We start from the raw sequence: 14,100 nt of genomic DNA, 5'->3' as shown, positions 1-14,100 counted from the left end.
CCGCAACCCGCTTCATACTCAATTTAGCCATATAGATCAGGGAGTTCAAAGATGTTGCATTTACATATTCATCCCGAAAATCCACAGGCACGCTTAATCACACAAGCAGTGGAACGTATTCGTGCTGGGGATGTGGTGATTTATCCGACCGATGCAGCCTACGCCATCGGTTGTCAGATCGGAAATAAAAATGCGATGGAACGTATTGCGCAAATTCGTGGTCTGGGGCCAAAGCATCAATATGCCATTATGTGCTGTGACCTCTCTGACATTGCGACCTATGCCAAAGTCGATAATGCCATGTATCGTTTATTAAAAAATAATACGCCCGCAGTCACCACATTTATTTTGCCAGCGACCAGCGAAGTACCCAAGCGTTTAATGCATCCGAAGAAAAAAACCATTGGTCTGCGTATTCCAAGTAATCCTGTTGCACAAGCTTTATTAAAAGAACTCGGTGAACCGTTACTGACCAGTACCTTAATCTTGCCGGATCAGAAAGATCCACTGGATGATCCATACGATATTGAAAACCAGTTGGGTAAACGCATTGATGTGTTTATCGACAGTGGTTTCGGGACCTTATCAACCACCAGTATTGTCGACCTGTCAGGAGAAAATCCTGAAATCGTGCGTCGTGGTGTGGGGGATGTCAGTGCTTTTGAATAAGGACTGGTGTCAGTTTCTTTGGCTAAACCTTAGCCATACGGAAATTTGGGACATTCAGCCAGAATCTGATTGGCACTTTGTATTTTCTGGCCTGCTTGATTAAAAACCTCGATTTCAAATGAAAGTCGATCTTCAATCAAAAGACCATAAACTTTAGTTCTTGCATTTTGTTTAAGTATTTGAAAATTATTCAGGAAGGCACAGCTTTGCTGTTGAAGCTGTGCAGCGCTGAGCTTATCATCCGCTTTACCTGCCCGTAGTTTCATTTTCACCTTGATCTTCGGGTAATGATTGACCGCCTGAATATCCATCCCCCATTTATATGCAGTCGGATTGGCGCGATGATTAATCTTACTGACGATCATTCGGCCCAAATACTGCCTTAACAGTTCTTTTTGAACAGAAGGATTATTCCAGACAAAAAAACTCCCGATCAGAACAACCGGTAAGGTCAGCATCAGGCCAACAATTATTTTTCTTTTCATTGAATTGGTATACCGCAATATTTCTCATTAAAACGACGAACAACAAATCAGAATTCAAAAAAGTCTGATAACCGCTGTTTCTGGAATCCCTGTGCATCAAAATTTTCAGGACTCAACCATTGCAGATAGATTTTCTCCAAGTCTGGCCACTCCTCATCAATGATTGAGAACCACGCGGTATTGCGGTTACGGCCTTTAGTGATACGGTCTTGGCGGAATAGACCTTCATACTGAAAACCAAAGCGTAAAGCCGCTGCTTTAGAAGGTGCATTACAGTCATCACATTTCCACTCTACCCGTCTAAAGCCGTGCTTGAAGCATTGTTGTAGCAGTAGGAATATGGTTTCGGTCGACGCTTTGGATTTTTTCATCTGATGGGAATAGTACACATTACCGATCTCAATGGCACCGTATGCCAGTCTTGGATTTAACAGCGCAATCCAGCCCTGAACTTTGCCATCCACTTCAATCAGAAAATGAGTGGAACCCTGAAAGCCAAATAAATCGTCTAAGCATTGTTTTAGTTGTGCTTTGCTCTCTGGCGCAGAATAAGGTAAATAGGTCCAGCATGCCGCATCAGGCTCAGTTTCTACAGCCTGCCAGATTTCAGTTGCAGCCTGATCGGAAATTTCACCGTCAATACGACGTAGTTGAACGTATTGTCCCTTCAGATTTTGCTGAATGGGTGGACATGGCTGATGATCAACGGCCAAGCCAACACTTTGCCCAAATGGGTTCTGTTGCGTTTTTAAATATTTTTTCATGGCGATTTATAATTGAGAAGCAAACATGATTTTCGCTGCACATTTAAGCATAAGTTTTTTAGCTGACCTAGCCGATCACGTATAAATATAAAAAATACCCTGAGAAGTTTAAGGTTTTTGTAAGTCAGCAATTTATTAAATTCGGGTTTTCGAGTAGAATGAGCCTGCTCTTGGTAGCATGTGCCTTTCTTGCACAAAAATTATATCTTTTCATGCTTTTGAAAATTCGCGTGGCTTATAACGGTAATGAACCAAATTCTCCCCCAAACTTTGGAGTCCACTCCTTCCATTCGCGTGCTTGACGAGTGGCAAGAAGTCATACCTGAAGATTTGTATATTCCACCTGCCGCGTTTGAAATTTTACTGGAACAGTTTGAAGGGCCGCTGGATTTCCTGATTTACTTGATCCAAAAAAATGGCTTTGATTTATTACAAGTGGATATTTCACCGATTGCCACCCAGTATCTGTCTTATATGGACAGCATGAAGTCGTTGAATATCGAACTGACAGCGGATTATATGGTGATGGCCGCGCTTTTGGCCGACCTGAAATCACGCCTGTTATTGCCCAAACCTGCCGTTGTCGATCAGTTTGAAAAAGATCCAAAACAGGAATTGATTGACCGTCTGGAAACTTATTTACGGATTAAACAGGCCGCTGAACGATTGGGACAAATGCCGATCTTTGAGCGTGATACCTTTAGTGCCAATGTCAGTCTTGGACCGATTGCCCCGATTTATGAAGGCTATGATGTCGCCGCCTTACATGATGCATTATTTTGTGTATTTAACCGCCCTGAACCGATCACCCATGTGGTGGCGCAAGAACCCGTCTTGTTAGAAGAGCGTATTGCCTTTATTGAAAGCCAGCTCGCATTAGGTGAGGCATTAAGTTTTATTGAATTATTAAATCCCCAGCAAGGTCGTATGGGGATGGTGGTGACCTTTATGGCCGTACTTGAACTCACACGTCAGCAAAAAATCCAGATTATTCATACCGGTATTGAAGCTCCGTTGACCATTCAGGGAGTTTCCGCATGAGTCTAGATCAGTTAGAACAAAATGAAAGCCTGTCACTTGAAGACATTCATCATGATGTTTTATTACAAATCGAAGCAATCCTGTTCGCCAGTGACTCACCAGTCTCGATTGCCCGTCTAAAAGAAGCCTTTCAAAACCAATATAATAAGCAACAATTGCGTACCTTTGTGCAGCAACTTGCCATGTTGCAGCATGGCCGTTCGATCGAATTGATTGAAACGGCGCAAGGCTTTCGTTTTCAGGTGCGCGCCAAATATCGCAATATCATTGCACAAGTCTGGCCGGAACGTCCGACCAAGTTATCGCCATCATTACTCGAAACTGTCGCAGTGATTGCTTATCATCAACCTGTAACACGTGCCGATATTGAGCAGATTCGTGGTGTCTCTAATAACAGCCAGATTTTAAGAACACTTTTTGACTGGAACTGGATTAAAGAAGCCGGTTTCAGAGATTTACCCGGAAGACCTGCGTTGTTGATTACAACGCCCCAATTTTTAAATGCTTTTGGTTTAGCTTCGCTAGGTCAATTGCCTCCCCTGCAGAACGCCAAGGAAGCATTCATGGCTCTCGATGCACATGCGCCGAAGTCTTGAGAAGGTGAACTGTTGATCATTATGTCTAAGGTTGTGCTGTCATGAGTGAAAAATTACAAAAGGTTTTAGCGAGAGTCGGGCTCGGCTCGCGTCGCTATATGGAGGAAGTCATTGCTGCTGGTCGTGTCAGCATCAATGGTCGTATTGCCCAGGTCGGTGAACGTATCGAACCAGGTGATGAACTCCGTATCGATGGTCGTAAAGTACAGTTTCAGATTGAAGACGAAATCCGTCGTCGTGTGTTGATTTACTATAAGCCAGAAGGTGAAATTTGCTCACGCAATGACCCTGAAAAACGCCCAACCGTATTTGATCATTTACCTCAAATTGCCAATGACCGCTGGGTCATGGTGGGTCGTCTGGACATCAACAGTACAGGTCTGTTGCTATTCACCAATGATGGTGAACTTGCCAACCGTTTAATGCACCCTTCAAACGAAGTTGAGCGTGAATACGCGGTTCGTGTCATGGGTGAAGTGACACCGCAAATTCGCAACAACATGCTCAAAGGTGTTGAGCTTGAAGATGGCCCGGCGAAATTTGAATCTTTCTCTGAAATTGGTGGTGACGGCATCAACCGCTGGTATCAAGTGGTAGTTAAAGAAGGTCGTAACCGCGAAGTACGTCGTATCTTTGAATCACAAAGCCTGAAAGTCAGCCGCTTGTTACGTACCCGTTACGGCACGGTGATTTTACCGCGTGAATTACGTACCGGTCGCTGGATGGAACTGGATAAAACCGATATCGACAATTTGGCTAAATCAGTCGAGTTAAAACCACGTCAAGGGACCGGTCTATTCGGTATGGCAAAACGTCGTACGGAACGTATGGCAGACAAGCCGATGGCTGCACGTCGAGGTGGATATTTACGTCAACAGCGCCGTGATGATGAACAAGATCAATCACAGCAACGTTCAGGCGGTCATGGCAACAATAACAATGGTCGTAAAACCATTGGTTTCAACAAAGGTTTTAAAAAGTTTTAATCCTTGAGTTTGAAATAAAAAAACGCTCTGATCAGAGCGTTTTTTTATGACTTGATTTTAATGATGGGCAATCCCTTGTGGAATTGCATTCAATAATTTCTTGGTATATTCATGCTGTGGATGCAAATACAGTTCATCCGAATTAGCGATTTCAACCAATTCACCATGATTCATGACCATCACCTGATCTGAAATATATTTCACGACCGATAAATCATGTGAAATAAAGATATAGCTCAATCCAAACTCATCCTGTAAATCTTGCAATAAATTCAATACTTGCGCCTGTACCGATACATCTAGCGCAGAAACCGATTCATCACAAATCAAAATCTCAGGTTTTAAAGTCAAGCAACGTGCAATCGCAATCCGTTGCCGTTGCCCGCCAGAAAACTCATGCGGATAACGATCATAAGCCTGCACAGGCAAGCTGACACGCTCTAATAATTCCAAGGCAATTTTCTTACGCTCGGCGTCATTTTGACCAATACCATGAATCCGCATGGGCTCCAGTAAAATCTGTCCAATGGTAAAGCGTGGATTGAGTGAGGCATAAGGATTCTGGAAGATGATCTGGATCTTGCGTTGATACTGACAAAACTCTTTTTCGCTCATGGCAAGAATGTCTTTACCGCCAATCAGCACCTGTCCACCGGTTGCTTGGTGTAAACGCATCAATAACAACCCGATGGTGGTTTTTCCCGAACCCGACTCACCGACCAAACCCAATGTTTTGCCTTTGGCCAGTTGAAAGGACACCCCTTTCACGGCCTGAAACTCCTCTCGTCCCCATAAGCCTTTACGGCTATAAAAAGATTTTTTCAGGTCTTTGACCTCTAAAATAATCTGTTCATCTCCCTTTAAACCACGAGAACGTTGTTTGAGATTCAGGTCAGATAACTGGCTCACTTCAACCCATTGTCCATGTTCCTGTTTCATAAAGTCACTGGTCACAGGCAAGCGGTAAGGTCGTGAAGCCAACTGCGGACGACAATGCAGCAAAGCTTTGGTATAGACATCCTGTGGCCGTTCCAGCACCTGCTCAACAGAACCACATTCCCGAATTTCCCCATGCCGCATGACAATCACCTCATCGGCAATTTCCCCGACCAGCGCCAGATCATGGGTAATAAACAACATCGACATCTGGTGACGTTGTCTTAATGACTCTAACAAATCAATGATCTGTTTCTGAATAGTGACATCCAAAGCCGTGGTCGGTTCATCCGCAATCAAAAGCTTCGGTTCACACGCAATTGCCATGGCAATCATGACTCGTTGCTGCTGTCCTCCCGAAAGCTGGCTGGGATAGGCATCAATCTTGGTTTCAGGTGCAGGAATACCAACCTCCCGGAGCAATTCCAATACCCGGGCTCTGGCCTCCTTGCGCCGCATGCCCAGATGAATACGCAGCACTTCAGCAATCTGATCACCGACCGTAAATACCGGATTTAATGAGGACATGGGTTCCTGAAAAATCATGGCAATGTCTTTACCACAAATCTTGCGAATTTCACCTGCTGACAGGTGCAGTAAATCCTTGCCTTCAAACTTGATCTGGCTGCGTTCTGCAATCTGGCTCTGACCTTTTGGCAATAGCCCCATCACCGCCAGTGAGGTCACTGATTTACCGCTGCCGGATTCCCCTACCAAAGCCACGGTTTTATTTTTAGGGATCGAAAATGAAATTCCTTTCACGGTTTCAATCCACTGTTTATTTTCGCCTTTAAAGCTGACCCGAAGATCTTCTACCTGTAATAGCGGTATTTCATTCTGATGTTGCATATTGTTCTCTCCGCTATTTCAACTTAGGATCTAGTGCATCACGCAAAGCATCGGTAAACATCGAGAATGCTGTGACCAGTATCGCCATTGCCATTGATGCGGCTGCCAGCTGCCACCATTTCCCCAGAATCAGTTCACTTTGCGCTTCATTCAGCATACTGCCCCACGACACCACACCGACAGGCACACCAAAACCGAGGAAGCTAAGGATTACCTCCGATTTGATAAAAGACACCACCAGAATTGAAATCTGTACCAGTGCAATATGACTCACATTCGGAAAGATATGCACAAACATACGGCGTAAATGACTGACACCAATCGCCTTGGCAGCAAGCACATATTCACGCGACTTGTGTTTCATATATTCGGCACGAATCAGACGAAATACCCCAGTCCAGCCCGTCAAACCGAGAATAAGTACAATCGACAGAATCCCTTTTTGCTGGAGTACTGCGGCAATCGCCAGGACCAGCAACAAATAAGGAATCGAGGTAAAAATGTTATAAAACCAGTTCAGAATATCATCGACCCAACCGCCAAAATAACCTGCAATCGCTCCCAAAAAAGTCCCGATCACCACGGCCAGCAGCGCTGACAACAAACCGACCAGAATTGAAGTTTCCGCCCCTTTAATGGTTTTCAATAGAATATCCTGCCCCCATTTATCGGCCCCAAATGGCAAGGTCGTTTTTAACTCCTGCTTTTGTTCAAGCAAATGCCCACCCAGTTGCTGATCAATTTGCTGCATATCTTCCGCCAAAGGATCAACCACACCATAATGATCGATGTAGCCACTTTGCTGTTCATTCTGGATCTCGTTGTTGAGCTGGCGGATAACATCTTTTAATGGGTCTACCGGATTTTCCGGCAGCGTTTCGTTAAGCTTCGCCGCTTCCTCAGTTGACGAGGCATCGGCATCTGCACCTAAAAACGTTGGTGGTGCATAACTGACCGCCACTTCCTTATTCCAGTCCGATGCAATGACACCGGTCATAGATAAGGCCAGCAGGATGAAATAGAACAGCACGACAATAAAGGAAACTACCGCAATACGATCCGACTTCAATCGCTTTAATGCCAGTTGCCATAATCCTGTTGCAGCCGTTGCTTCGCCAGAAGATACTTTGCTTTTAAAAATTGTACTTAGCATTGTGCTCTCCTCTACTTCAACTGAACACGAGGATCGAGGAGCTTATAAATCAGATCGGCGATCAGGTTAAAAATCATGGTCATTGCAGCGATATAGACCGTAATCGCCTTGATCACAGGAAAATCGCTACGCTCTACTGCAATAATGATTTCCCGTCCAATGCCCGGGATGCCAAAAAAACGCTCAATCAGGAAGGCACCAATTAACAAAGCCGGTAAACTTGCCATGACTTCAGTGACAATCGGGATGGATGCGTTACGCAGCACATGCACACCCAGTACACGCGATTCGCCCACACCTTTGGCACGGGCGGTACGCACATAATCCTGATGAATCTCATCCAGCACAAAACTGCGATACAGCCGCAAGGTCGGTGCAATACTTACCACCAGCATAATCAGGATTGGTAATAAGGCGTATTGAAACAGGTTTTCACTAAAATGATCACTCCAGCCCTGTACCGGAAACCAGCTGAGCTGATAGGCCAAAACGTACTGGAAGACAATGATATACACCAGAATACTGATCGACATGCCAATGGTGCACAGCATCATCACCATACGGTCTGTCAGCGAGCCACGCACGGAAGCAACAGCCAGTGCCAAGATGATTGAAATTACGGTTTGTAAAATCGTCAGTGGGATCAATAGCGTCAGTGATGGCCCTAAACGGGTCAGAATAATCTGTGAGACCGATTCACCGGTACTCCAGCTGACACCATAATCAAAGCTCAGAATCTGCTTGATAAAAATCCATAGCTGTACGTAGTAAGGTTGATCTACGCCCAACTGTTTACGGATGTTTTCGATTTGCTCCGGGTTAGACATCTTTCCTGCCAGAATATATGCAGGATCGCCCCCCACCCAGTTAAATAAAAAGAAAATCAGCAAAATAACACCCAACATGGTCGGGATCATTTGCCATAGTCTACGCACGACATAAGCAAGCATAATGGCAAATCCTTATTTGACCCGTTGACCTGTAATTTCATTGAAAAATGCTTTGTTATCAGGCTCTCGACCTAAGAAGTCTTTCACCAGTTGAGCTGCATCCTTTTGGCTGCCTTGTGACAGAATGGTTTGACGATAGCGTTGGCCGACAACGGGATTGTTCAGGTTGTCCCCAAAAGCAGACAACATGTCCAGCGCCAGTACTTCAGACCACATATAACCATAGTAGCCAGCCTGATAGCCCATCAAATGCCCAAACTGACCTGGAAATTCGGTAGTGGGTACATAGCCTAATGCCGTGGCTGACTCCATTTTCTTCCAGACATCCATCGGCTGGACTTTCAAGGCATCGGCACCATGCAAAGCCATGTCGTATTGTGCATACAGGGTCTGACGTGCATAACGCATACCGCGTCCATAATTATGGACCGATTTCAAACGGGCAATCAGGGCATCATCCACACGTGGACAAGCTGGATCACAATAATCCGCCACTTTAGCTAAGGTCTCTTTGCGGCGAGCCCACTCCTCATACATTTGTGAAGGCGCTTCAACAAAATCACGCTCTACCGAGGTTCCTGACTGGCCCGAATAACGGGTTTTCGACAAGATGCCATGTAAAGCGTGACCAAACTCATGCACAAAAGTTTCAAGCTCATCACTATTTAAACCTTTGCGGTTAAAATTGGTCACCAGTACAGAAATCGGTTTACGCTTGCTTAAAGTACTGCCCCCATATACGCCCCACACCGCTGCATGACCATATTTGCCTTCACGCGGGAATTTATCCATATACAGGCCACCTAACACTTCGCCTGTTTTCTTGTCTGTCACATCGTAATATTCAACTTCATCCTGCCATGTATCGACTTTGGCGGGTTTAAATTCAATGCCATACAGATCGGAAGAAATCGCAAATAACCATTTTTGCGCGGCTAAAGTTGGAAAATAATCACGCAGTTTTTCCTGATCAATCTGGTATTTAGCTTTACGCAGCTTTTCACTCCAATACCCTACATTCCATCGATTGATGTCAGCCTTGTCCAAAGCGATGTTTAATGTTTTGGCTTTAAACGCCCGTAGTTCTTCTACTTCTTTTTGCTCGAGCGGTGCCACCACTTTATGTACATCCGTCAAGAAGCTATTCACCGTTTTTGGTGTTTTTGCCATGCGTTTTTTTAAGGCCAGATCAGCATAACTTGCCTGACCAAACAGCTGCGCCAGTTCATAACGCAAGTCGATAATCTGTTTCAGTAAAACCAGATTCTTTTCCGTACCACGACGGGTAAAGGCGGTTTGATAACGCTTACGGGCAGCATCGCTGTCTGCCAGCTCCATGAAAGGCTGATATTCAGGATATTCAAAGCCTAATAAATAATTACCTTTATCATTTTTCTTTAACCCTGCAATATAACTGTCAGGTAAGCCCTTTAATTCCGCAGGGGTAAATTCCAGTTTTTCCGGATTATCACGGATATTGCGGGAGAACTCTTGCGAGAGTTTGGTTAATTCATCAAAAATCGTTTTCACCCGAGCGCGCTTCTCAGGGGCTAATTGCACACCGGTATCTTCAAAGGCATCGAGGATGTCCTGACGATATTTGCGATCAATGGCATCTGCCGCCGTGGTATTTTTAATGCGCTGATACAGTTTCGGATTCTGATAAATTTCAGTTTGCAGCTGGTTCAATTTGACTTCACAATCTTCAGCAGCTTTACGCAGTTTTGCATCCGGATCAACATTGCTATATAAGCTGATCGGTCCGGCAAAATCTTCAAAGCTTGCCATCAGTTGATCCCACTCAGCCAAGACTGGTGCTGCATCAGAGTGCTGTTTTACTGTTTGTTTTTCAAGTTGGGCAATACGCTGTTGTAATTTTTCTAAGTTGGCATCACACCATTGCGCACTCGCCGCGGTTTTTAAAATAGGTAAGGTGGTTCTTTCAGCCCAGATATTCTGGCTCATGCCGACGGCCGTCATGGATAACAAAGCCAGACTCGATAATTGCAATATTTTTTTCGCCATTCTTTCTCTCCAATTTAATGTGTTGGTTATTTCTTGTCTTGAATATCAATGTACATCCACTCTGCAGGCAATATAGGATGCTTTTTATAGCCCAGCACACGAGGCTGTGCGACCACAGTCCGATAACGGGTCGAGACGAATTGTACGGGTGAGTAAAACTCTAAAAGACGTGACATTTTGCGATATAACATATCGCGCTCAGGACCATCTTCCAGTTTCAGGGATTGTTCATATAAACGGTCATATTCTGGTAATTTAAAGCAGGTATGGTTAGTGGCATGAATATTATTGCCATAGAACAACTGCATAAAATTATCGGCATCAGGATAGTCGGCAATCCAGGCAGAGGCTTTAAACATGGTCTTACACTGTTTTTCCGCCTTTAAACCTTCCGCGAAAGGAACGGGCTTGGATACCATATTAATTTTGATATTGGTCAGGTCTTTCTTTAATAGCTCGGCCATTTGCATACTACGGGCACTGCTGGTGGATGGCATAAACTCAATCACCAGCGGCTTGCCATCAGGCAGTCTACGCCAGCCATCGGCCCCGACCTTATAGTGATACCGATCCAGTAACAGATTGGCGGCCTTGACCGAATAAGGAATACTGCTTTTATACTCAGGATCATGCCCCGCGACCCCATAAGGAATCGGTGTTTCCAGTTTTTTGGCATTTCCCTTGGCCAGAATCGCAATCATTTTGTCTTTGGAAATGGCCATTGACATGGCACGACGTAATGCAATTTTATCTTTGCCAAAACCACCGACCACCGGATTCTGGATATTCCAGTAAAGATAATCAATCGACGGATCGGGTATACGCGACAACTGGATTCCCTTCTTGGCCAGCTCGGGTTTTAAGCTACCATCTTGCTGTAAGGCTTGTGCAGGCAACTCACCGTCCAGTGTAAATAAATCCAGCCCATCTTTCTGGAAAGCAAGCCATCCTGATTGTGATTCTTCAATGACACGGATATCAATGACCCCAATCTGCGGCATTTTTTTACCTTGCATCTGCTGGACGATTTTCTGGTCTTCTGGATTGCTGGCCTTAAAATTCCAGGTGAAACCGCGATAATCAGGGTTGGCTTTCAAAATAATCCGTGAACCTGGCGTCCAGTGTGCCAGCACATAAGGGCCTGTTCCGACGGGATGCGCCATGGCATAGCCTGTTGTTTTATCCCGATAATGTTCAATCACTTCACGGGCGACTGCCCCTGTCGGTTGATGGGCAAGCAGCATAGGGAAATTATGATTCGGTTCTTTCAGGCGAATCACCAAGGTATAACGATCCGGTGTCTGTAATCCGCTGATCGGCTGATCGTAGTTAAATTTTCCGGTTTTACTGGCCTGTTGAATTAAAGGATCAATCCCAGCAATTTTATCTTCAAATAACCAACTATTCGGTGAGCGTAAATTCGGGTCCAGTAAGCGCTTATAGGAATAGGCATAATCAGCTGCCGTGAGCTCTCGCGGTTTACCCTTAAAGACAGGATCAGGAGAAAAATAAATCCCTTTCTTCAGCCGTATGGTATAGGTCAGTCCATCCGCACTCACTTCGGGTAAGGCCGCGGCAGTATTGGGTACCAATTGTGCTGGCGATGCTAGATAGTCATAGGTATAGAGGGTTTCAAATACAGAATATAAAACATGGGCAGAATATAAATCTTGAGTCGCCACGGGATCAAAGCCCGTTTCTGCCACCGGAAAAGCATAACGCAAGACTTTTTTAGGATCGGCGGGGCTTTTGGCTTGTACTGAGCTGAAGCCTGAACCTAGGGTCGTCCCCAATACCAGTGCCAGTCCTGCACGCAAAATAGAAATTTTAAAATTTTGCTTCATCGTATACACATCACTTATTTTTGATTTGGTGAAGCAATATCAAGGTATTGCCAATTGGTATTCATAATAGGATGAGCCTTAAATCCCTGAACTTCTGGTTGAATCAACCAGTTGCGAATCCGTGTATCCTGTAAAATCCAGGTATTATCCGCTTCAATTTGCCGACTCATTTTTTCATAGAATGGCATGCGTTTTTCCGGCGGTTGCTGCATAGCCTGCTTATATAAATTGTCATAAGCAGTAGATTGATAACAGGACTGATTACCGCGTCCAACATTGGGTCCATACAGTAACTGAGTGAAGTTTTCTCCTTCTGGATAGTCGGCATGCCATGCACCACTCCACATCATATATTGACACTGCGTGGCCGCTTTTAGGTTATCGGCAAAATTACTGACTTTAAAATCAGCACGTATCCCGATTGCATCCAGATTTTTCTTCCATAATTCAGAGTACATCACTGAAGATGAACCACTTTCAGTATTGATTTTTAAGGTTAAAGCTTTGCCATTAGGTAGGTTACGATAACCATCAGCACCCTTTTTATAACCGAAATGATCTAGTAATTTATTGGCTAATACAGGATTGTAACCAATGCTACTGCGGTAATCGGGGTTATGCCCACTAATCCCTGCAGGAACCAGCATTTCAGCCTTCACTGCCTGGCCTTTTCGTAATATGCGAATATATTCATTCACATTAAACGACATTGCGATTGCTCGCCTTAAGGCAATTTTGTCCAGACTCTTCCCGCCGACTACCGGATCACGCATATTCAGCATCGAATAAGTAATCTCGGCCTCTTTATTGGCATACAGGCGAATCCCCTGTTTTTTTATGGCGGGCTTGAGTTGATTGTTGTGATCAAGCACTTTAGGAATCGCATTTGAGGTGACTTTGTCAAAATCGAGCTGCTTGGACTGAAATGCTAACCAGCGCGACTGTTCTTCTTCAATAATACTGATATTGACCTTGCCGATTTGTGGCATCTGCTTGCCGCTCATTTCCTTGACCAGTTGGTTGTCCCAGGCCGTGCCCGTCGATTTAAAGTTCCAGACAAAACCCCGGTAATCCGGATTGGCAACCAGTTCGATCTTGCTGCGAGGGACATATTTACTCAGCATATAAGGGCCCGTACCGACAGGATGCATAGCTAAACGATCTTTATAGTATTCAACCACTTCACGTGCAGTTGCCCCAAATGAACTATAAGCGAGAATATAAGGAAAGTTATAATCAGGTTGCGTCAGCGTAAATTGAATCGTATATTTATCGAGTGCCTTGATCCCTTCAATCTTGGCATCATAATTAAAATTTCCAGTTTTCTTTGCCTGTTCAATCAGCGCATTGGCACCGACAATTTTATTATCAATAAAAGAAAATGATGAAGCATGATTTTTAGGATCTAAAATGCGTTTAATGGAATAAACATAGTCTTCAGCCACCAGCTCCCTGCGCTTACCTTTAAATGCGGGATCATCCGTAAAATAAATACCTGACTTTATTTTAAAGGTATACACCTGTCCATTTTTTTCAATGACCGGTAAGCTTTGTGCAGTTCCAGGCATCAGTTTAACGGGATCTGCCAGATAATCATATTGAACCAGTCTTTCAAAAATAACATCAGCGACATTTCCACTATAGTAGTTGAAGGTTTTAACCATATCAAAACCATCATCTGGCGCCTCAAAAGCAACACGGAGTACTTTGTCAGCTTGAGCTGGTGTTTTTGCATAAACCATGGGCATACATGCAACTACACTGGATAAAACAGTGACCGTAATAAAAATAGACTTCAACTT

Annotated in this window: 12 protein-coding genes; 4 read left to right on the top strand and 8 right to left on the bottom strand. The window is 44.4% G+C overall.

Annotated elements, in window-relative coordinates:
• Positions 1-51 precede the first annotated feature (51 nt).
• Complete coding sequence (locus ACNQO6_RS14295) at positions 52-669, top strand: L-threonylcarbamoyladenylate synthase (protein ID WP_004770885.1); 618 nt, start codon at positions 52-54, stop codon at positions 667-669.
• 29 nt (positions 670-698) lie between these two features.
• On the opposite strand, the gene ACNQO6_RS14290 is transcribed toward ACNQO6_RS14295, so the two are convergent.
• Together ACNQO6_RS14290 and ACNQO6_RS14285 are read right to left on the bottom strand one after the other, a co-directional pair.
• The gene (locus ACNQO6_RS14290; RefSeq protein WP_343579171.1) at positions 699-1,154 is read right to left on the bottom strand and encodes a hypothetical protein; all 456 of its coding nucleotides are present in this window, start codon (positions 1,152-1,154) and stop codon (positions 699-701) included.
• Positions 1,155-1,201: 47 nt separating this feature from the next.
• Positions 1,202-1,918, bottom strand: a complete 717-nt coding sequence (locus ACNQO6_RS14285) for a GNAT family N-acetyltransferase (protein ID WP_343579170.1) — start codon at positions 1,916-1,918, stop codon at positions 1,202-1,204.
• 246 nt (positions 1,919-2,164) lie between these two features.
• On the opposite strand from ACNQO6_RS14285, the gene ACNQO6_RS14280 reads away from it, so the two are divergent.
• The 3 genes from ACNQO6_RS14280 to rluB are packed head-to-tail and all read left to right on the top strand — an operon-like array spanning position 2,165 to position 4,541.
• Positions 2,165-2,959: a segregation and condensation protein A gene (locus ACNQO6_RS14280; protein ID WP_343579169.1), complete on the top strand. Its 795-nt coding sequence runs from the start codon at positions 2,165-2,167 to the stop codon at positions 2,957-2,959.
• Complete coding sequence (gene scpB / locus ACNQO6_RS14275; protein ID WP_032874732.1) at positions 2,956-3,555, top strand: SMC-Scp complex subunit ScpB; 600 nt, start codon at positions 2,956-2,958, stop codon at positions 3,553-3,555. The genes ACNQO6_RS14280 and scpB overlap by 4 nt, the downstream gene beginning before the upstream one ends.
• 41 nt (positions 3,556-3,596) lie before the next feature.
• Positions 3,597-4,541 carry a 23S rRNA pseudouridine(2605) synthase RluB gene (gene rluB / locus ACNQO6_RS14270; protein ID WP_199974343.1) on the top strand — a complete coding sequence of 315 codons (945 nt, stop codon included), beginning with the start codon at positions 3,597-3,599 and terminating at the stop codon, positions 4,539-4,541.
• 57 nt (positions 4,542-4,598) lie between these two features.
• Here the strand turns inward: rluB and ACNQO6_RS14265 are convergent, their stop codons facing one another.
• The 6 genes from ACNQO6_RS14265 to ACNQO6_RS14240 are packed head-to-tail and all read right to left on the bottom strand — an operon-like array spanning position 4,599 to position 14,097.
• A complete protein-coding gene (locus tag ACNQO6_RS14265) occupies positions 4,599-6,326 on the bottom strand; it encodes an ABC transporter ATP-binding protein (RefSeq protein ID WP_440209388.1) in 1,728 nt (575 codons plus the stop codon).
• 13 nt (positions 6,327-6,339) lie between these two features.
• Positions 6,340-7,479, bottom strand: a complete 1,140-nt coding sequence (locus tag ACNQO6_RS14260) for an ABC transporter permease (RefSeq protein WP_343579167.1) — start codon at positions 7,477-7,479, stop codon at positions 6,340-6,342.
• Positions 7,480-7,490: 11 nt separating this feature from the next.
• On the bottom strand, positions 7,491-8,429 hold the full coding sequence (locus tag ACNQO6_RS14255; protein WP_005229006.1) for an ABC transporter permease: 939 nt from the start codon (positions 8,427-8,429) through the stop codon (positions 7,491-7,493).
• A 12-nt stretch (positions 8,430-8,441) separates the two neighbouring features.
• A complete protein-coding gene (locus ACNQO6_RS14250) occupies positions 8,442-10,454 on the bottom strand; it encodes a M3 family metallopeptidase (protein ID WP_440209387.1) in 2,013 nt (670 codons plus the stop codon).
• A 26-nt stretch (positions 10,455-10,480) separates the two neighbouring features.
• Entirely contained in the window at positions 10,481-12,298 is a 1,818-nt protein-coding gene (locus tag ACNQO6_RS14245; RefSeq protein WP_343579165.1) for an ABC transporter substrate-binding protein, read from the bottom strand.
• Between the two features lie 14 nt (positions 12,299-12,312).
• Positions 12,313-14,097, bottom strand: coding sequence for an ABC transporter substrate-binding protein (locus tag ACNQO6_RS14240; RefSeq protein WP_312056211.1), 1,785 nt, complete (start codon positions 14,095-14,097; stop codon positions 12,313-12,315).
• Between the last annotated feature and the right edge of the window lie 3 nt (positions 14,098-14,100).

Source organism: Acinetobacter calcoaceticus (genome assembly GCF_051947995.1).
Classification (GTDB): Bacteria; Pseudomonadota; Gammaproteobacteria; order Pseudomonadales; family Moraxellaceae; genus Acinetobacter.
The sequence above is the reverse complement of the archived record's forward strand: the minus strand, read 5'-3'. Positions and strand labels throughout refer to the sequence as shown.